This window comes from Roseateles cavernae, assembly GCF_040187885.1.
GTDB lineage: Bacteria > Pseudomonadota > Gammaproteobacteria > Burkholderiales > Burkholderiaceae_C > Roseateles_E > Roseateles_E cavernae.
In genome coordinates, this window is record NZ_JBDPLH010000007.1 from 68,479 (window position 1) to 86,779 (window position 18,301).

At 67.1% G+C, this 18,301-nt stretch carries 15 protein-coding genes; 14 read left to right on the forward strand and 1 reads right to left on the reverse strand.

Annotated elements, in window-relative coordinates:
• Positions 1-19 precede the first annotated feature (19 nt).
• From ABGI63_RS18090 to ABGI63_RS18155, 14 genes are read left to right on the forward strand one after another with little or no spacing between them, the layout of a single operon-like run.
• Positions 20-865 (forward strand): hydrolase 2, exosortase A system-associated, encoded by an 846-nt coding sequence (locus ABGI63_RS18090; protein WP_349743759.1) that lies wholly within the window; start codon positions 20-22, stop codon positions 863-865.
• Positions 862-1,755, forward strand: a complete 894-nt coding sequence (locus ABGI63_RS18095) for a hydrolase 1, exosortase A system-associated (RefSeq protein ID WP_349743760.1) — start codon at positions 862-864, stop codon at positions 1,753-1,755. Before ABGI63_RS18090 ends, ABGI63_RS18095 begins: the two co-directional genes overlap by 4 nt.
• Complete coding sequence (locus ABGI63_RS18100; RefSeq protein ID WP_349743761.1) at positions 1,752-2,477, forward strand: tetratricopeptide repeat protein; 726 nt, start codon at positions 1,752-1,754, stop codon at positions 2,475-2,477. The genes ABGI63_RS18095 and ABGI63_RS18100 overlap by 4 nt, the downstream gene beginning before the upstream one ends.
• Complete coding sequence (locus ABGI63_RS18105) at positions 2,474-3,700, forward strand: DegT/DnrJ/EryC1/StrS family aminotransferase (protein WP_349743762.1); 1,227 nt, start codon at positions 2,474-2,476, stop codon at positions 3,698-3,700. The genes ABGI63_RS18100 and ABGI63_RS18105 overlap by 4 nt, the downstream gene beginning before the upstream one ends.
• Entirely contained in the window at positions 3,700-4,986 is a 1,287-nt protein-coding gene (locus ABGI63_RS18110; RefSeq protein ID WP_349743763.1) for a glycosyltransferase, read from the forward strand. Before ABGI63_RS18105 ends, ABGI63_RS18110 begins: the two co-directional genes overlap by 1 nt.
• Positions 4,983-6,068 (forward strand): GNAT family N-acetyltransferase, encoded by a 1,086-nt coding sequence (locus ABGI63_RS18115; protein WP_349743764.1) that lies wholly within the window; start codon positions 4,983-4,985, stop codon positions 6,066-6,068. Before ABGI63_RS18110 ends, ABGI63_RS18115 begins: the two co-directional genes overlap by 4 nt.
• A gap of 5 nt (positions 6,069-6,073) precedes the next feature.
• A complete protein-coding gene (locus tag ABGI63_RS18120; RefSeq protein WP_349743766.1) occupies positions 6,074-7,060 on the forward strand; it encodes a glycosyltransferase family A protein in 987 nt (328 codons plus the stop codon).
• The gene (locus tag ABGI63_RS18125) at positions 7,057-8,508 is read left to right on the forward strand and encodes a lipopolysaccharide biosynthesis protein (protein ID WP_349743767.1); all 1,452 of its coding nucleotides are present in this window, start codon (positions 7,057-7,059) and stop codon (positions 8,506-8,508) included. Before ABGI63_RS18120 ends, ABGI63_RS18125 begins: the two co-directional genes overlap by 4 nt.
• A gap of 20 nt (positions 8,509-8,528) precedes the next feature.
• Entirely contained in the window at positions 8,529-9,731 is a 1,203-nt protein-coding gene (locus ABGI63_RS18130) for a glycosyltransferase family 4 protein (RefSeq protein WP_349743768.1), read from the forward strand.
• Between the two features lie 53 nt (positions 9,732-9,784).
• Positions 9,785-11,098, forward strand: coding sequence for a glycosyltransferase family 4 protein (locus tag ABGI63_RS18135; RefSeq protein WP_349743769.1), 1,314 nt, complete (start codon positions 9,785-9,787; stop codon positions 11,096-11,098).
• 5 nt (positions 11,099-11,103) lie between these two features.
• Positions 11,104-13,059, forward strand: coding sequence for an acyltransferase family protein (locus tag ABGI63_RS18140; RefSeq protein WP_349743770.1), 1,956 nt, complete (start codon positions 11,104-11,106; stop codon positions 13,057-13,059).
• A gap of 45 nt (positions 13,060-13,104) precedes the next feature.
• On the forward strand, positions 13,105-14,109 hold the full coding sequence (locus ABGI63_RS18145; protein WP_349743771.1) for an acyltransferase family protein: 1,005 nt from the start codon (positions 13,105-13,107) through the stop codon (positions 14,107-14,109).
• Positions 14,106-15,029: a sialate O-acetylesterase gene (locus tag ABGI63_RS18150; protein WP_349743772.1), complete on the forward strand. Its 924-nt coding sequence runs from the start codon at positions 14,106-14,108 to the stop codon at positions 15,027-15,029. Before ABGI63_RS18145 ends, ABGI63_RS18150 begins: the two co-directional genes overlap by 4 nt.
• A 24-nt stretch (positions 15,030-15,053) precedes the next feature.
• Positions 15,054-16,721: an asparagine synthetase B family protein gene (locus ABGI63_RS18155; protein ID WP_349743773.1), complete on the forward strand. Its 1,668-nt coding sequence runs from the start codon at positions 15,054-15,056 to the stop codon at positions 16,719-16,721.
• A 60-nt stretch (positions 16,722-16,781) separates the two neighbouring features.
• On the opposite strand, the gene ABGI63_RS18160 is transcribed toward ABGI63_RS18155, so the two are convergent.
• Positions 16,782-18,299 carry a polysaccharide lyase gene (locus ABGI63_RS18160; protein WP_349743774.1) on the reverse strand — a complete coding sequence of 506 codons (1,518 nt, stop codon included), beginning with the start codon at positions 18,297-18,299 and terminating at the stop codon, positions 16,782-16,784.
• Positions 18,300-18,301: the final 2 nt, after the last annotated feature.

Here is an 18,301-nt window from a genome sequence, read left to right on the forward strand (position 1 = left end):
GTCCGCAGCCCTCGCCAAGATGCAAGCCTTCTACATCGATCGCCCCCCAGACGGCGGCCAGCGCTTTTGCATCTACCACCCGGCCCAGGGCGGCCGTGCGCGCGGGCAGATCCTGCATCTGCACCCCTTCGCCGAAGAGCTGAACAAGACGCGGCGGATGAGCGCGCTGCAGGCCCGGGCCTTTGCCGCCGCCGGTTTTGATGTGCTGCAGATCGACCTGCTGGGCTGCGGAGACAGTTCGGGCGATTTCGGGGACGCCAGTTGGCAGGCCTGGATCGATGATGGCTTGGCCGGCATCGAATGGCTGCGCCGCCGGGCTGAGGCACCGCTGTGCCTGTGGGGCCTGCGGGCCGGTAGCCTGCTCGCGGTGGAGCTGGCTCGTCGCCTGAGCGAGCCGGCCGATCTGCTGCTGGTGCAGGCACCGGCAAGCGGCAAGGTGCTGCTGCAGCAGTTTCTGCGCCTCAAACTGGCCGCCGGGCTGATGGACGGCGACAACAAGGGCTTGATGGCGGCGCTGCGCCAGTCGCTGGCCGCCGGCGAAACGGTGGAGATCGCCGGCTACCGGCTGTCCGCCGCGCTGGCCCAGGGCCTGGAGGCGGCAACGATGCTGCCACCGGCCTCGTGCGAAGGCGCGCCCCGCCTGACCTGGCTGGAGCTCAGCAGCCAGCCCGGTGCCGAGCTGACGCCGGTCGCGACGCAGACCCTGGCGCGCTGGCAGCAAGCCGGCTATCGGGTCGACGCGCGCTGCGTGCTCGGCCCGGCGTTCTGGCAGACCAGCGAGATCGAGATCGCCCCGCAGCTGATCGAGGCCGGTACCGCGATGCTCGGGCCAGCGCTGCCGCAAGCCACCGCGACATCGCCATGAGCGTGCGCGAGCAAGCCCTGCATTTCAGCTGCGCTGGCGACGCGCTGCTGGGCATTGTCAGCAGCCCGGCAGCGTCCATGGCGAGCTCCGGCATCGGAGTGCTCATCGTCGTTGGCGGCCCGCAATACCGGGCCGGCAGCCACCGCCAGTTCGTGTTGCTGGCGCGCGCCCTGGCCGCCGAGGGTCATGTCTGTCTGCGTTTCGATTACCGGGGCATGGGTGACAGCGCCGGCGCGGCGCGGGATTTCGAGGCGGTCGAGGCCGATATCGGCGCCGCGATCGCGGCCTTGCGCAGCCATTCGCCGGCCGTGCAGCGCATCGTGCTGTGGGGGCTGTGCGACGGCGCCTCGGCCAGTCTCTTGTACCTGCGCTCACGCGCAGCGCAGGCCGATGTGCACGGGCTCTGCCTGGTCAACCCCTGGGTGCGCTCGGTCGAAACCCTGGCCCGGGCGCGGGTGAAGCACTACTACCGCGAACGGCTGATGCAGCGCAGCTTCTGGTTGAAGCTGCTGCGTGGCGGCGTCGCGACCGAGGCCGTGCGCGGCCTGCTCGCCAATCTGCGCCAGGCCAGTGCGGCGCCGGCCGCGACCGACGGGCAGGAACAGCTGCCCTTCCCCAAGGCCATGGCCCAGGCCTGGAAAGCCTTTGATGGCCCGGTACTGCTGCTGCTCAGCGGACAGGACCTGACGGCCAAGGAATTCATCGACACGGCCGCCACAGCGCCCGCCTGGGCGGGTGTGCTGAACGGCCCGAACATCACCCGAGAGGATCTGCCTCTGGCCGACCACACCTTCTCGGAGGACGCGCAGCGCCGGCAGCTCGAGCAGATCTGCCTCGACTGGCTGCGCAGCCATGCCCTGACAGAGCACGCGAGGAAAAGGCCATCATGAACGGATATCGACGCTTCGCCCTGCCGCTGCTGACTGTGTTGTGCGGCGCCAGCATCAGCCTGGCTGCGGGGGCTCAAACCGCCACGCTGTGCGGCGATCTGGCCAATGCCTTCGGCCCGCATGACTACAGGAAGGAAGCGGGCAATCCGGACGCGAAAAGGAGCACGACCAATCCGCTATTCCTGGTCGAGAGCGCACATTTCCGGCCCGAGATGGAAGCCTTGGTGCATGGAGGACAAGGGCGTAAGAGCGAGGTGGGACCCGAGCTGGACTACACGCTGCGCGCTTTTCCCAATCATCATCGCGCGCTGCTCGCCATGACGCGCCTGGCCGACAAGCAGAAGGTCGACCAGCCCAGAGGGGCGCGCTACAGCGTCGATTGCTGGTTCGAGCGCGCGATCCGGTTCCAAGCCGACGACGGCATCGTCCGCATGCTGTACGCCAACTACCTCGGCAGCAAGGGCCGTCGCGACGATGCCATCAAGCAGCTCGAAAGCGCCACGCAACTGGCCAAGGACAATCCCTTCAGCCACTACAACATCGGCATGATCTATGCCGATATGCAGATCTTCGACCGGGCGCTGGCGCAAGCCCACCGTGCGAGCGAACTGGGCATGCTGCGCACCGAGCTGAAGGACCGCCTGACCGCGGCCGGTCAGTGGCGCGACCCGGCCGGCGCTGCCGCCGCCAGCGCGCCAGCGGCCAGCGGAGCGGGGCAATGAGTCTTTCTGCGCCCGGCATGCTGAGTTCGCCCGCCTCGACCGAAGCGCCGACCCGCCCCATCCCGCGTCTGCCGGTGCTGAGCTGGCAGTCGTTCTCGGGCCAGTGGCGCGCTCCGCTGCCCTGCCTGCTTGAGCAGCCAGGACTGCGGCTGAGCATCAGCGGCCGCGCCTCTATCCTGCTGGCCGTCGAATTGCTGGGCCTGAAGCCGGGCGACAAGGTGCTGGTGCCGACCTACCACTGCCCGACGATGATCGCCCCGGTCGTGGCGCTGAACGTCGAGCCGGTTTTCTACCCGATCGGCGCCCACGGGGGCGCACAGATCGAATGGCTGGAACGCCAGCCGCTGGAGGGCGTTCGGGCTCTGCTCGCGGCCCATTACTTTGGCCTGCCCCAGCCGATGCAGGACTTGCGTCGCTGGTGCGATCAGCACGGGATCGCGCTGATCGAAGACTGCGCCCATGCGCTGTTCGGCGTCAGCGGCAGCCGGCCCGTCGGCCGCTGGGGTGATATCGCCATCGGCAGCCTGACCAAGTTCCTGCCCGTGCCCGAAGGCGGCTGCCTGCAGGTCAATATCAGCAACGACCGCCAGCTGGCGCTGCAGCAGCCCTCGCTGCTGCAGCAGATCAAGGCCGCCGCCGACATCGTCCATGTGGCGGCCAGTCACGGCCGCCTGACCGGGCTGAATTCATTGCTGCTGGGCATATTCTCCCTGCGGCACCTGGCGAAACGCCGGAGCAAGGCGCCGCTCCCGAGCCCGACACCCACCAGCGAGGGTGCGCCGGCAGCGGACGGTTTCACGCTGGACCCGCTGCTCTCGCATCGCGCGCTGACCTGGGCCTCGGCCTGGGTGTCCCGCAGCACCCCGAGGGCACGCATCGTCGAGCGCCGCCGCCATCACTTCGCGCATCTGATACGCCTGCTCGGCGGCCATCAAGGCCTGCGACCGCTGCACACCGAGCTGCCCGACGGTGCCGCCCCCTATGTGTTTCCGCTCTGGGTCGATCATCCCGACCCCGGCTATGCCAAGCTGCGCCAGATGGGCATCCCGGTGTCGCGCTGGGACCGCCTGTGGCCGGGCCTGCCGGCGATCGACGCCGATGTCGGACCGACCTGGGCCCATCATGTGCTGCAACTGGCCTGTCATCAGGACCTCAGCGATGACGAGGTCAGGGCCATCGCCGCCGCCGTGATCGCGTTGTACGCCACGGACAAGCCGGCGTGATGAAGCGCTTGCTGATGATCGCCTATCACTTCCCGCCGCTGGCGGGCAGCAGCGGCATACAGCGCAGCCTGCGCTTTGCCCAGCAATTGCCCAGCCATGGTTGGCAGCCCGCCGTGCTGAGCGTCAACACCCGGGCCTATGAACAGACCGGCGCCGATCTGCTCGCCGAACTCCCGGCCGATCTCGAGGTGGTGCGGGCCTTTGCGCTGGATGCCAGCCGCCACCTGGCCATTGCCGGGCGCTACCCGGGCTGGCTGGCGCGGCCGGATCGCTGGCTGAGCTGGCTGCTCGGCGCGGTGCCCGCCGGCCTGGCCATGATCAGGCGCCACCGGCCCGCAGCGATCTGGAGCACCTATCCGATTGCGAGCGCCCATCTGCTGGGCCACAGCCTGGCGCGCCTGAGCGGCCTGCCCTGGGTGGCCGACTTCCGCGACCCGATGGCCCATGAGGGCTATCCAGCCGATGCCAGGACCTGGCAAAGCTATCTGAGCGTCGAGAAGAAAGTGTTCTCCCGGGCGAGCCGGGCGGTCTTCTCAACGCCCGGTGCAGCCCACCTGTACCGGCAGCGCTACCCGGTGCAGGCTGAGCGCATCCGGGTGATCGAGAACGGCTATGACGAAGACGCCTTCCGGCGGGCCGCTGAGCAGCCACACGGCGCGGCATTGAACCCCGGCAGCCTGACCCTGCTGCACAGCGGTATCGTCTACCCCGAATGGCGCAATCCAAGCGGGCTGTTCGAGGCGCTGCAGCGCCTGCTGAGCGCTGGTGCCATCCGGCCGCAGACGCTGCGGCTGCGCTTTCGGGCCCCGGTTCATGATCGTTGGCTGGCCGATCTGGCCGAGCGTCATGGCTTGGGCTTCATGGTCGAGATCCTGCCGCCGCTGCCCTATATCGAAGCGCTGACGGAGATGCTGGCCGCCGACGCCTTGCTCGCCCTGCAGTCGGCCGATTGCAATGATCAGGTGCCGGCCAAGGTCTATGAATACCTGCGTGCGCGCAAAGCGATCCTGGGATTGACCGACCCTCAGGGCGACACGGCCGGCCTTCTGCGTGCCGCCGCGATGGGTCCGGTCTGCGCGCTGGAAGCCCCTGCGGAGCGGATTGCCGAGGCCTTGCTGGCCCTGCTTGCGGAGCTGAACAACGGCGCTTCGCCCGTGGTCAATGACCGCCTGATCGGTGCGGCCTCGCGCGAGGCGCGGACCGCAGCCCTGGCCGGACTGCTGAACGAAGTAACCGCCGCTGCGGATTCGCCCCGCAGCCTCAACTCGAACCCATCAAAGCCATGAGCTGGACTCTTCACCCGATCACCGACTTCCCGAGGCATGCCGCCCGCTGGGATCAACTGAGGCAGTCGCTCGGGCACGCGGTCTTTCTCGAGTCGACCTTTTTGCTTCCCTTGCTGGAAGAGTTCGGCGCCGGACAGGAACTGCTGCTCGCGCTGCAAGCGGACGACGATGGCAAGGCGCTGCGGGCCGGTGCGATCGTGCGCCGCTTCAACTTCGGACGCTGGGAGACCTTTCAGCCCTCGCAACTGCCACTTGGCTGCTGGATGTCGTCCGTCACCGACCAGTCTTTGGAGCAACAGGCGAAGAACCTGCTCGAAGCGCTTCCCGGATTGGCGCTGAGCCTCGGGCTGACACAGCTTGACTCCATGCTGCTGCACCGCCCCACCGACAGCGCCAGCCTGAGGACGCAAGACTATATCGAGACCGCCTGGGTCGATGTCGACGGCAGCTTCGAGGCCTACTGGGAGTCGCGGGGCAAGAACCTGCGCCAGAACAGCAAGAAGCAGCGCAACAAGCTGGCCACCGAGGGCTTGGAAACCAGGCTGGAGTGTCTCGAAGAACCGGCGGATGTGGCCCAGGCCATCGCCGACTACGGTGCGCTGGAGAGTGCGGGCTGGAAGGCGGCCGACGGCACGGCCATCCATCCCGACAATGCCCAGGGCCGCTTCTACCGCAAGATGCTAGAGAACTTCTGCGCACAGGGGCGCGGCCGCATCTACCGCTATCGATTCGGCGACAAGGTCGTGTCCATGGATCTGTGCATCGAGAGCGGGGCCGTCATCGTGATCCTGAAGACGGCCTATGACGAAAGCTACCGGACCGTCTCGCCGTCAACGCTGATGCGCCAGGAGCAGTTCCAGCAGCTGTTCGAGCAAGCCCGCCACCGGCGCATCGAGTTCTACGGCAAGGTCATGGAGTGGCATACCCGCTGGACCGACAAGGCGCGGCCCATCTACCACGCCACCTGCTACCGCTGGCCGCTGATCGGCACCGTGCATGCCCAGCTGGCCCGCCACAGGCAGCGCGTCGCGGCGCGCCGGCAACCGGCGGCGGCCGATGCCCCGACGGCCCACAAGGAGTGAAACCGATGGCCCACCCCAAGATCGCTGTCATCATTCCGTTCTTCCAGCGCAAGACCGGCGTCCTCGCCCGCTCGCTGGCCTCGATCGCCGCACAGGCCTACCCGTCGGAGCGCCTGTATGTGCTGGTTGTCGATGACGGCTCGCCCTGCCCGGCCGAGCAGGAGCTGCGCGAGCATCCGCCGGCGGAGAGCCTGCGCATCACCGTGCTGCAGCAGGCCAATGCCGGCCCCAACGAGGCCCGCAACACCGCGCTGGCGGCACTGGAGCCCGGCACCGATCTGGTCGCCTACCTGGACTCCGATGACGAATGGATAGGCGAGCACCTGGCCCGGGCCGTGAAGGCCCTGGACGCCGGCTACAGCGCCTATTTCGCCAATCTGTTTCATCTCGGCGACTCGACCAACGAGTTCGACAAGGCCAAGCGCGTCCGCCATGAGGACCACCCCAGTGTCGCGGGCGACCCCAGCCTGCGCGCCTACCAGGGCGATATGGTCCACCAGATCGCCACGGCCAACATCATCTTCATGCCTTCGCTGGTGATACGGGTCGACGCGCTGGGGCAGGCGCGCTTTCCGCTGGCGCACCGCCATGGCGGCGGCGACTATCTGTACTGGATGGACCTGATACGCCACGGCGCGCGCTTCGTCTACTCGACCGCGCCCGAGGTGCGCTGCGGCCAGGGCATCAATATGTGGTACGGCAGCGGCTGGGGCACCGACGGCCTGGCGATGCGCATCGTCGACGAGGCGCGTTTTCGTCGCAAGGTGCTGGAGCAGCATGCGCGCACCGAGGACACCAAGCGCAGCCTGCGGCAGCGCCTGGCCGAGCTGCAGAGCGGCATGCTGCAGGATGTGGTGCACCGCCTGCGCCATCGCAAGCCGGTGCATTGGCACACGGTGCGGCTGTTCTTCCGCGAGAACCCGCCGAGCCTGCGCATGCTGAGTCATCTGGCCCAGGTGCTCGGCTCCAAACTCACAGGCACCAAGGCATGAGCCTGACCGTACGCGGGGCCTTGCTGTGGTCGTTTGCCGAGCGCTACACCAGCCTGGGCGTCACCATCGTCAGCACGATGCTGCTGGCCCGGCTGTTGACGCCGGCCCAGGTCGGCATCTTCTCGCTGTGCGCGGCGGTCACCGCCGTCGCCGGCATCCTGCGCGACTTCGGCGTCAGCGAGTACCTGATCCAGGAGAAGGAGCTGGACCGCAGCAAGTTGCGCGCGGCCTTTGGCGTGGCCATCCTGATCGGCTGGGGCATAGGCGCGAGCGTCTTCCTGAGCCGGGGCTTTGTCGCGGACTATTTCAAGGAGCCCGGCGTCGGCCAGGTGCTGGCGGTCCTGTCGCTGAACTTCCTGATCCTGCCCTTCGCCTCGCCCGCTTTCGCGCTGCTGAGCCGCGAGATGGCCTTCCGCAAGATCTTCGTGGTGCAGACCGTCAGCAACACGGTGCAGTCGGCGGCGGCCGTGGGCCTGGCTTATGCCGGCCACGGCTATATGAGCCTGGCCTGGGCGCCGGTCATCAGCATCCTGGTGCAGACCCTGATGCTGAGTTATATGCGGCCCCGCGATTCGCTGATGCTGCCCAGCCTGCGCGGCACGCGCCAGGTGCTGAGCTACGGCTCGATGTTCGTCAGCTCACGGGTCATCGAGACCCTGACCCGCAACGCCCACGAGTTCATCATCGGCAAGCAGTTCGGCTTCACCGCCGTCGGCCTGTTCAGCCGGGCCTTCGGGCTGATCGAGCTGTTCTACTCGAACTTCACGGCCGCCGTGCTGCGGGTGACGACCCCGGCCTTCGCCAACGACCATCGCGGCGGCAACGATCTGCCGGCCCGCTACGCGATCGGCACCTCAATGCTGACCGTGATCGCCTGGCCCTTCTTCGGCTATGTCGCGCTGATGTCCAGCGAGATCATTCTGGTGCTGTTCGGTTCGCAGTGGCTGGCCGCCGCGCCGATCGCCAGTGCGCTGGCGCTGTCCGTGATGCCCAACTACCTGACCGCGATGGGCCCCAGCCTGCTGGCGGCGACCGGGCATGTCAAGCGCCGCCTGCTGATCACGATGGCCTATGCCCCGATACATCTGCTGGCCATCCTGAGCGCCAGCCAGTGGGGGCTGAATGCGATGGCCGCCGCCTTCGGCATCAGCAGCCTGGTCGCGCTGGCGATCTATGCGCACCAGCTGCCCCGCGTGCTCGGCTGCCGTGTCGGCCAGCTCTTCGGTGCCAGCAGCAAGAGCGCGCTCGTCGCGCTGCCCTGCATCGGCGCGCAGGCGCTGGTTCGCGAGCTCTGCCAGGCCTACCGGCTCAATGGCTTCACCAGCCTGGTGCTGGTCGGTGTGGCCGCCGTGCTGGTCTGGTTTGTCGTGGCCCGCCTCGCCGGCCATCCGGCCTACCGGGAAATTGCCCGCTTCGCGCAGACCCGCTGGCAGCGCAAGCCCGCCTGAGCCGAGTCCGGACATCCGCCATGCTCAAGACCGTCGCCTACCTGATACGTTCCTTCCCCGAGCCCAGCGAAACCTTCATCGCCGAGGAAGCCGCGTCTTTGCTGGACGCCGGTGTGCGTCCCTGCATCCTCCATCTGCAGAGCGGCAATGCGACGGTCCTGCATCCTGCGGCCCAGACCCTGCTCGACAAGGCCTTGCGCCTGCGGATCCGGACGGCCCAACCCGCAGCCATCATCGCGAACCTGGTCCGCTGGATGGGCGTGGCTCCAATCCGAACCCTGCGTACCCTGAGCAAGGCGCTGCGCCACCCGAGCCGCTGGTGCTACTTCCAATCGCTCGGCCCCGCCTGGTGGTGCCGGCAGCAGGGCGTCGACTTCCTGCACGCGCATTTCGCCGATGTGAACTTCCAGTACGCGGCCTGCATCTCGGCCTGGAGCGGTATTCCCTTCGGCGTCACCACCCACGGCTACGACCTTCGCGAGGAGCCGCTTGGACGCGAGGGCGCCAGCGAGCTCTACCGTCAGGCCGACGCCGTCGTGACCATCAGCGAGTACAACCGCCGCCATATGCTGCAGTGCTATGGGCTGCCGGAAGCGAAGATCAGCGTCGTGCATTGCGGCATCGACGTCGAGCGCTTCGCCTTTCTGGCACGCTCGGCGCCGGCCGCCGGTGTGCCCTTGCGGCTGCTCAATGTGGGCCGGCTGGCGCCCGAGAAGGGGCAGGACCTGCTGCTGCAGGCGCTGGCCCGGCTGCGCCAGCAAGGGCTGCGGCTGCATCTGGACATCGTCGGCGGCGGCGAGCTGGAACAGGCGCTCAAGGCACTGGCTGCCGAGCTGGGCCTGGCCGACTGCGTCAGCTTTCACGGCGTGCAGCCCGAGCAGGTGGTCAGGCAGTTGCACCAGCGCGCCGATGTGTTCGTGCTGCCCTCCCGGGCCGAGGGGCTGCCGGTCGCCTGCATCGAGGCGATGGCCATGGGCACGGTCAGCATTGCCAGCCGTATCACCGGCATCCCCGAGCTGATCGAGCATGGCGTCAGTGGTCTGCTCGTCGAGTCCGGGGATGTCACAGGCCTGGCCGAGGCCATAGCGGCGCTGCAGGCCGACCCGGCCATGGCGCAGCGCCTGCGGCTCGGCGGGCGGGCGACCGTGCTGGCCGGCTTTGATCGCCGCCAATGCACGCAGCAGCTCATCGGCATCTGGAGCCAACAGAACTCATCGCATTAACTTTCTCTTATGTCCCCCGGGGCATCAAGGCCATATATGAAAGCACTTCCCACATGCGGCAACTGATCACGAGACTGAAGAACTGGCGCTGGGACCGGCAGAAGGAACAGGCGATGCGCGACTGGGCACAGTCGCGCCGCCAGCGACAAGCCGGCTCCAGCCAGCCAGCACAGCAGCTTGTCTTCCTCTGCGAGGAGTTCTTCCATCCCGATCTGCGCGGCTTTGGCGGCTTTGGCAAGACGGTCAAGAATATCGCCGACCACTACAACGGCGAGGCCAAAGATGACACCCGGGTCGTGCTGGCCTACCCCAAGGTCTCCGATCTGGTCAGCCTGCCCGAGGTGCGAACCTATCACCAGACCAGCGTCGTGCTGCGCCCCGATGAATCCCGGCCGGCCATCGCGACCCTCGATGCCTATGCCGACCTGATCGCGGGCCTGAGTCCGCGTGTGCTGATCTCGATCGACTGGTATCCCAGCTATGCCGTCCCGAGCTACGGGCTGAACACAACGCCGTTGATCATCTGGATCCATGATCCGCGCGACCGGGAAGAGTGGGAGAAGATCGCCGAGGTCGCCGATGAGATGCACTTCCAGGGCCTGCAATCGGCCGAGCAGCTGATTGCACGCGCACGGGAAAAGAGCGTGTCCATCAAGCGGCTGTTCGAGCTCCAGCAACTGCTGCCACGCAAGATCGTTTTCGCCACCACGGCACGGACCCTGCTGCCGCGTGCCGAGCGCACCTATGCGATGAAACCGGTATCCGCCTACTGGCTGCCCAATCCGATCGAGATCCCGGAGGTCGACAGCATCGAGTTCTCGGACAAGCCCAGCCTGCTCTATCTCGGTCGTCTCGACGCGGTCAAGCGCCCCTGGATCGCGTTCGAGCTGGCCAAACGCCATCCGGACATCGACTTCCTGATCGCCGGTCAGGCCCATAACGTCGAGCTGATGACCCCCTGGATCGAGCGCTACCAGCACCTGCCGAACCTGAAGCTGCTCGGCCATGTCGACGGCCCGGCCAAGGACAGGCTGCTGCGCAGCTGCTGGGGCGTGCTGAACACCAGCGTGCACGAGGCCGAGCCCGTCAGCTTCCTCGAGGCTTTCTCCTATGGCAAGTGTGTGGTGTCCTGCCACGACCCCGATTTCGAGGTGACGAATTTCGGCTACTTCACCGGCGAGGTGCGCGGCGAGGGGCTGGACGAGGAAGCGCTGAGCCGCTTCGATGAGCAGATCCGGAAACTCGTCGCCGACCCGCAGCAAAGACTGGAGAAGGGCCGGCTCGGTCGCGAAGAGATGATGAAGAACCATACCTTCGCCAGCTTCCGAAGCCATCTGCAAACCATTCTGGAGACCGAAGGTCTCTGATCGCCATGCAGGGCTTACGCAACGATATCCAGGCCTTGCGCGGCTTGGCCGTGCTGGTGGTGCTGCTCTACCACGTCCAGATCGGTGGCGTGGAGGCCGGCTATCTGGGTGTCGACATCTTCTTCGTGATCTCCGGCTATCTGATCACGACCCTGGTCGCTGCGGGCATTCAGCGCGGTGACTTCCGGCTGGCGGACTTCTACCTGCGGCGCGCCAAGCGTCTGCTGCCGGCTGCCTATCTGACCATCCTGCTCACCGCCTTGCTGGCCCCCTGGTTCCTGAATCGCCAGGAGCTGCATGACTTCGCGCTGCAGGTGCTGGGCTCGGTCAGTTTCACCGCCAATATGGTGCTGTGGCAGCAGACCGGCTACTTCGAAGGCGCGAGCGACCTCAAGCCGCTGCTGCATATGTGGTCGCTGTCGCTGGAGGAGCAGTACTACATGCTGCTGCCTGCCGCACTGCTGCTGCTGCGCCGGTCCTGGTGGAAACCGGCCGTGCTGGCCGCGCTGCTGATCAGCCTGGGGCTGTGCGTGCTCGGCACCGAATACAAGCCGGTCGCGACCTTCTATCTGCTGCCCACGCGCGCCTGGGAGTTGCTGATCGGATCGATAGCGGCCCTGCTGGTCATCGGCCATGCCCAGCCCGAGCGCCTCGCCACTGCGCCGCCGCTGCGCCTGTTGTTCTATCCCGCGCTGCTGACCCTGCTGGTCCTGCCTTTCTATCCCGTGCAGGCCAGCCATCCGGGCCCGGCCGCATTCGTGATCTGTCTGGCGACCCTGCTGGTGATACTGAGGCGCCACGCCGGCCTGGAACAGCTGCGCCTGACCCGGGGTTTCGCGCGCATCGGCGATATGTCCTACTCGCTCTACCTGGTCCACTGGCCCATCGTGGCCCTGATCAAGAATGCCTGGGTCGGCCCGGATGGCGCCCTGGCGCTGTCGCTGCGGCTCACGGCCCTGCTGCTGGCGTTCGCGGCGGCCTATCCGATGTACCGCTTCGTCGAGGAACCGCTGCGGCGCGCGCAGCTGCGCTGGACGGCGGGTGCGCTGGCGAAGACGGCGGCGGTCTCGCTGCTGCTGGTGCTGATCGCTCCGCTGAGTTTGTACGCGACGCGATCCTCGGTCGACTTCCAGCAGATACGCAAGGTCAATTTCGGCCTCGATGCCGCCTGCGACCAGAACACGCCCTATGTCGCCAAGCCAGAATGCAGCAGCGCACCCAAGCCCAAGGTTCTGGTGTGGGGAGACTCCTACGCGATGCATCTGCTGCCAGGTCTGCTGGCCTTGCCGGAGCTGGGAGGCGTGGCGCAAGCGACCCGTTCCAACTGCGGCCCCTTGCTCGATATCGGACCGCAGCGTCTTCTGAACCCCAGACCAGGTCCCGTCTATGACCGCGAATGGGCCCTGCAATGCATGGAGTTCAACCGGGCGGTCCTCGACGCCATTCGAAGCACCGAGTCGATCAAGACCGTCGTCCTGTCCAGTCCCTTGTCGCAGTACACCGATGGCACGAAATGGATCAATCTGGTGGCGGGCGAAACCGGCGTCACCGCCGAGCAACCAGCTCTGAGTCAAGCCGCCAAGGCGCTGCTTGCAACCGCCGCCGAACTGCGGGCCGCTGGCAAGAAGGTCGTGCTGATCGCCCCGCCCCCCAGCGCCGACTTCAATATCGGCGCCTGCCTGGAACGGCGCTTGAGCGGGCGCATCGCACTGGGCGGCTACGAGGGATGCGAGGTGCCGCTGGACATCTACCGCGACAAGCGCGCGGCCGTGATCGAGCTGCTGGATGCTGTCGAGCGCGGCGGGCTTGAGGTCATACGGTTCGACCGCTTCCTCTGCGGCGCGCAAAGCTGCAAGACACAGATCGACGGTACGATGATTTACCGTGACTCGGGTCACCTCTCCCATGAGGGATCGCGCTTGCTGGCCAGGCAGATGAACTGGGCGCAACACATCAGATAAGCAACATCAAGCAAAGTGACCACCCGGCAACCCCCATCGAACCGATTGCAAGAGATCGACGCACTGCGCGGCATCGCCGCGCTGATGGTCGTGCTGTTTCATTTCACGAGCAAGTTCGACGAGCTCTACGGGCACGCCAGCGCGCCCGCTTTTGCCCTGCCCTGGGGACACTACGGTGTCAATCTGTTCTTCATGATCAGCGGCTTCGTGATCTTCATGACACTGGCGCGCACAAGGGAACCGGCCGATTTCATCGTCTCGCGCTTCAGCCGCCTCTACCCGGCCTACTGGTTCGCGGTCGCGCTGACCTTTGGCGTCACCGCCTGGCTGGGCCTGCCCGGCAAGACGGTGGGCTGGGGCGATGCGCTGCTGAACCTGCTGATGTTCCATGGCCTGTTCAAGGTGCCCAATGTCGATGGCGTCTACTGGACCCTGCTGGTCGAACTGCTGTTCTATGCCTGGTCGCTGCTGGCTTTCCGGCTTGGACTGCTGGTGCGCATCCATCTGCTGCTGGCCGCCGCGCTGACGCTGCGCCTGGTCTATTTCCTTGCCGCGCAGGCCTTCGGCGTCGACCTGCCCTGGACCCTGTCTCAGCTGCTGATACTGCCCTTCATCGCCTGGTTCGCTTGCGGCATCATGGTCTACCGGCTCAGCCATGACAGCAGCACGCGAGGCCTCGATCTGGCACTGATCGCCGCTGCGGTGCTGACCCTGGCCATCACCGAGTCGCCCTTCTTGGGCGCGCTGGCCGCCGCGCTGACCGTCCTGCTCTATCTGGCCGCCAGCAGGCGCCTGCCGCTGCTGCGCACCGCCGTGCTGACCTGGCTGGGCGAGATCTCCTACACGCTGTACCTGGTGCACGAGAACATCGGCTGGGCCGTGATGCTGAAGCTGAAGGCCCAGGGCCTTGATCCGAACGTCTCGATCGTGATCGTGGTCGCTCTGTCCCTGCTGCTGGCCTGGGCGATCACCCGCTGCATCGAGAAGCCCGCGATGGCACTCATCCGCAGCCGCTATCGCCAGCGGCAAACCACCGCCGTGCCGACATGAGCCGCGGGCGACTGCTGGCAACCTCGGTGATTGCAGGGCTCGGGCTGGCGGCGGCCTGGCAGGTCAGTGGCCTGCATCTGGGCGACACCGAGGAGCGTCGCCTGGCGCAACGCCTGCCCGACTTCGCGCGGGCCGCTGCGCTGCCGCGATGCGCAGGCCCCGACCAGGCGGCGCTGCGCCTGCTGATCCTGGGCCAATCGAATGCCGCCAACCATGGCGCGCCTGCCGAGAACGACGGCCGCCCAGCTCTGGACCTCTGGACCCCGCAAGGTTGTGTGCAGGCCACCGACCCCTTGCCCGGCGGCAGCGGCTCGGGTGGCAGCATCTGGTCGCACCTGCCCGATGCGCTGCAGGCGCTCGGCCGGCAGCACCGACTGAGCCTGGCCGTCATCGCGGTCGACGCCAGCAGCATCGCCGACTGGAGCGATGCCAAGGGTCCGCTGGGCCGGCATCTGCAGCAACGTCTGCAGACGCTGAATGCGGCCGGCTGGCAGCCCGATCTGGTGCTGTGGCAGCAGGGCGAGGCCGATACGCGCAAAGGCACGGCTCAGGCCGAGTACCAGCAGAGTTTCGAGCGCCTGCGCCTGAGCCTGCGCAAGCAGGGCATCGCAGCGCCCATGCTGCTGGCCCGCTCGACCCTGTGCGGCGGTCGGCGCAGCGAGCCGGTGCGCGCGGCCATCACCGACCTGCAGCGCCGGCACGCCGACCTGCTGGCCGGCCCCGATACCGATCAGCTCGACGCGGCGGCAACCCGCTTCGGGCCCTGCCATTTCTCGCAAGCGGGGCTGGTCCAGGCGGCCGGGCTCTGGGCTCGCACCATTGACGATGCGCTGCGCACCACGAAAACTGGCGAGCCAGCCGCCCTCCCGGCATCAACCCTGTGGTCCGCCACCGGCCAAGCGCCGACACTCAGACCCTAGCACCACGACCCTATGCATACGAGAGTGAAGAACGAGCCCATCCAGATCCTCCAGGGTCGCCCGCAGTTTCGGGATCGCGATCTGGCCGCGCTGGCCCAGAGTGCCGGAGCGGCCGAGGCCTGGCGTCAAGCACTGAAGAAAGGTCCCGAGGCCGCGCTGCAGCAGGTGGATGGCGATTTCGCGGTCGCGCTGAGCACGGCGGATGGCGATGTATTCCTGGCCACCGACAAGTTCGCGACGCACACACTCTGCTATGCGCTGGTCGATGGCCAGTTGCTGGTCGGCCCGGCCGCCAAGGACCTGGCCCAGCCCGGCGACGATATCGATGTGCAGGCGATCTACAACTATCTGTATTTCCACTGCATCCCCTCGCCCGGCACCATCTTCAAGAACGTGCTGCGACTGCCGCCGGCCCACTACCTGTGGTTCAGCCAGGGCCGTATCAGCGTCAAGCCCTACTGGACGCCGCGCTTCGATGAGCAGGGGCCGGCCGACTTCGCGGCCCTGAAGCAGACGTTCCTGAGTCATCTGCAAGAGGGTGTGCGGCGCCAGCTTGACGGCAGCAAGCCGGCCTGCTTCCTCAGCGGCGGCACCGACAGCTCCACCGTCGCCGGCATGATCGCGCGCGAAACCGGCAATGGCGCAGACAGCTACTCGATCGGCTTCGATGCCGAGGGCTATGACGAGATGGCCTACGCGCGGCTCGCCGCCCGCCATTTCGGCACCCGCCACCACGAGTACTACGTGACACCGGACGATCTGGTGCGTGGCATCCCCGAGATGGCGGCCCATCTGGACCAGCCCTTCGGCAACTCTTCGGTGCTGCCGGCCTACTACTGCGCCAAGATGGCCCGGCAGGACGGCGTGAGCCGACTGCTGGCCGGCGACGGCGGTGATGAGCTCTACGGCGGTAACTCCCGCTATGCCAAGCAGCGCCTCTTCGATCTCTACCAGCAGGTGCCCGGCCCGCTGCAGCGCGGCCTGCTGGAGCCGCTGCTGCTGAAGACGCCGCTGGGCAAGCTGCCGCTGCTGCGCAAGGGCGCCAGCTATGTGGAGCAGGCCGCGACCCCGATGCCCGACCGCTTGCAGCTCTACAACCTGATCACCCGGGTCGGCCCGGCCCAGGTGCTGTCGCCCGAGATCCTCTCTCGCATCGATCTGGGCGCGCCGCTGCGCCACCAGCAGGCGACCTGGCGCGAGCCCGCCGATTGCAGCCCGCTGAACCGCGAGCTGGCCTTTGACTGGCGCTACACGCTGGCCGAAAGCGATCTGCCCAAGGTGCGGGCCGCAACCGCGCTGGGCGGCGTCTCGGTGGGCTTCCCGATGCTTGACGATGCCCTGCTGTCGCTGTCCTTGCGCCTGCCGGTCGACTACAAGCTCAAGGGCCAGCAACTGCGCTGGTTCTTCAAGGAGGCGCTGCGCGGCTTCCTGCCCGACGAGATCATCAGCAAACGCAAGCAGGGTTTCGGCCTGCCGTTCGGCGTCTGGACCACCCGCACGCCGGCGCTGCGAGCGCTGGCCGAGGATTCGCTGCAGGGCTTGGCCGGCCGCGGCATCGTGCGCGCCGACTACATCAAACAGCTGCTCGACCAGCAACTGCCCGCCCATCCCGGCTACTACGGCGAGATGGTCTGGATCCTGATGATGCTGGAGCAGTGGCTGCGCGCCCACCGCCCCCATTTCCGGGTTTGACTGACTACTCTGCTGGCCGGCGCACATACCTCGGTTTCGTACCCTGGGTATGCAAGCACATCAGCGGGGCACTACCACCATAGGTCCGATGTAGCGGCGCGCGATCACGACGTTGTCGATGTAGAGGGTCAGATCATGTGGAGCCAGCGTCACACCGCCGTGATACACATCCAGCCAAACCTCCTCAATGGCGAGCTTGTCAGTGTCGCGAAAGCGCAGCCCGCCCTGCTCCAGCACCTGACTACCATCAACCCAGGCGCGCACGATGCCGTTGTGCTGCCCTGGATCATTGAGCTTGACGTACTGCTCGACACAGTACCAACGCTCATTGCTGAGCACACCCGACTGCCCTTCACCCCATCCGTACATGGCACCCGAACTATCGCTTTGGTCGACATGGTAGATATAGGACATCAAGCTGGTCAGCCCTGACACCGTAGGATCGTCGCCGGGCCGGCGCGCGAAGCCACCGCGCACCGACCAGCCATTGAAACCATCGGGCTTGCGCATGCCCCAGCCCGCCTTGCCGTAGGTGCCGGCGATGCCGGGCAGCTTGCCGCCGTCGCCACTGGGGTTCCAGTCTCTGGCGAAGCGCAGGTAGTAGCGGAAGTAGAGTTCCTGCGGCTCCGCCTGGCCGTGGCGCGCAAAGCGGTAGCGCAGATCCAGACCCAGGTTCTTGCCGCGGCGCATCGTCACCTTCAGTGCGCGCCCGGCGAGGGGCACGAAGCCGCCCGCCTTGTCGGCATCAATGCTCTCGGCATCGCCGCGCAAGGCCAGCTCGCCGAAGCGCGCCATCCAGGCCGACTCCTCGAAGCCGGCGGTGAACAAGACATCGGGATGCCCCTCCAGCCCGCGGTCGGCCGGGGCTGCGGCCGCCAGGCCTTGCCGGGGTTCATGGGCCTCGGTAAAGGCGGGTTTCAGCGCGAAGCTGCCGATGGTCTGGGCCAAGGCGCCATACTGCTTGTCGCTGCTCAGCAAGAGCGCGGCCGATTCGACCTCGGCCAGGTTCTTGGGCAGCTCGAAGCGCAGCAGCACACTGCGGTCACCACCGGTCTTGAGCTCGGCGCGACGCCCCAGGCTGCTCAGCGAGCTGCAGTCGAGGAAGGTGTCCGCCGCCGGCATCAGGCGCAGACGGCGGCCGTCCCTGAGCGTCAGCTTGAGCAGCGGCCGGGCGGTGATATCGCTCGACTCGCGGCTGTGGAAATCGATCACATCGCTGCCGGTGGCGGACTTGCCGACCGCGCGCAGCACAACGATATGGGGCAGGCGCGGCTGCGCCTGCCAGGCCCGCAACAGCGGGCTCAGATCCATCTCGACAAAGGGACGGCCCCGGCCGCGCGCCACGACCATGGTCGAGAACGGACGCTGGCCGCGCGGATGTCCCTGGGCATCGATCCAGTCGCCGCCGCGCTGGCGCCAGGCCATAGGTCCCATGCCGAGGTAATGGGCACAGGTCGGGCCGACCGACGCATCGCCGAGCTCGAAGCCCTCCGGCATCGCGCGCACGCTCAGCGCCGATGCCAGGCCGACCAGCAAGACCAGGCATCGCGCCGCGACCCAGCGGAGTGAGCCAGCCATGT

Coding starts and splice junctions, on each gene's coding strand:
- ABGI63_RS18090 (WP_349743759.1), top strand. CDS start 20: ATGCAAGCCTTCTACATCGATCGCCCCCCAGACGGCGGCCAGCGCTTT.
- ABGI63_RS18095 (WP_349743760.1), top strand. CDS start 862: ATGAGCGTGCGCGAGCAAGCCCTGCATTTCAGCTGCGCTGGCGACGCG.
- ABGI63_RS18100 (WP_349743761.1), top strand. CDS start 1,752: ATGAACGGATATCGACGCTTCGCCCTGCCGCTGCTGACTGTGTTGTGC.
- ABGI63_RS18105 (WP_349743762.1), top strand. CDS start 2,474: ATGAGTCTTTCTGCGCCCGGCATGCTGAGTTCGCCCGCCTCGACCGAA.
- ABGI63_RS18110 (WP_349743763.1), top strand. CDS start 3,700: ATGAAGCGCTTGCTGATGATCGCCTATCACTTCCCGCCGCTGGCGGGC.
- ABGI63_RS18115 (WP_349743764.1), top strand. CDS start 4,983: ATGAGCTGGACTCTTCACCCGATCACCGACTTCCCGAGGCATGCCGCC.
- ABGI63_RS18120 (WP_349743766.1), top strand. CDS start 6,074: ATGGCCCACCCCAAGATCGCTGTCATCATTCCGTTCTTCCAGCGCAAG.
- ABGI63_RS18125 (WP_349743767.1), top strand. CDS start 7,057: ATGAGCCTGACCGTACGCGGGGCCTTGCTGTGGTCGTTTGCCGAGCGC.
- ABGI63_RS18130 (WP_349743768.1), top strand. CDS start 8,529: ATGCTCAAGACCGTCGCCTACCTGATACGTTCCTTCCCCGAGCCCAGC.
- ABGI63_RS18135 (WP_349743769.1), top strand. CDS start 9,785: ATGCGGCAACTGATCACGAGACTGAAGAACTGGCGCTGGGACCGGCAG.
- ABGI63_RS18140 (WP_349743770.1), top strand. CDS start 11,104: ATGCAGGGCTTACGCAACGATATCCAGGCCTTGCGCGGCTTGGCCGTG.
- ABGI63_RS18150 (WP_349743772.1), top strand. CDS start 14,106: ATGAGCCGCGGGCGACTGCTGGCAACCTCGGTGATTGCAGGGCTCGGG.
- ABGI63_RS18160 (WP_349743774.1), bottom strand. CDS start 18,299: ATGGCTGGCTCACTCCGCTGGGTCGCGGCGCGATGCCTGGTCTTGCTG.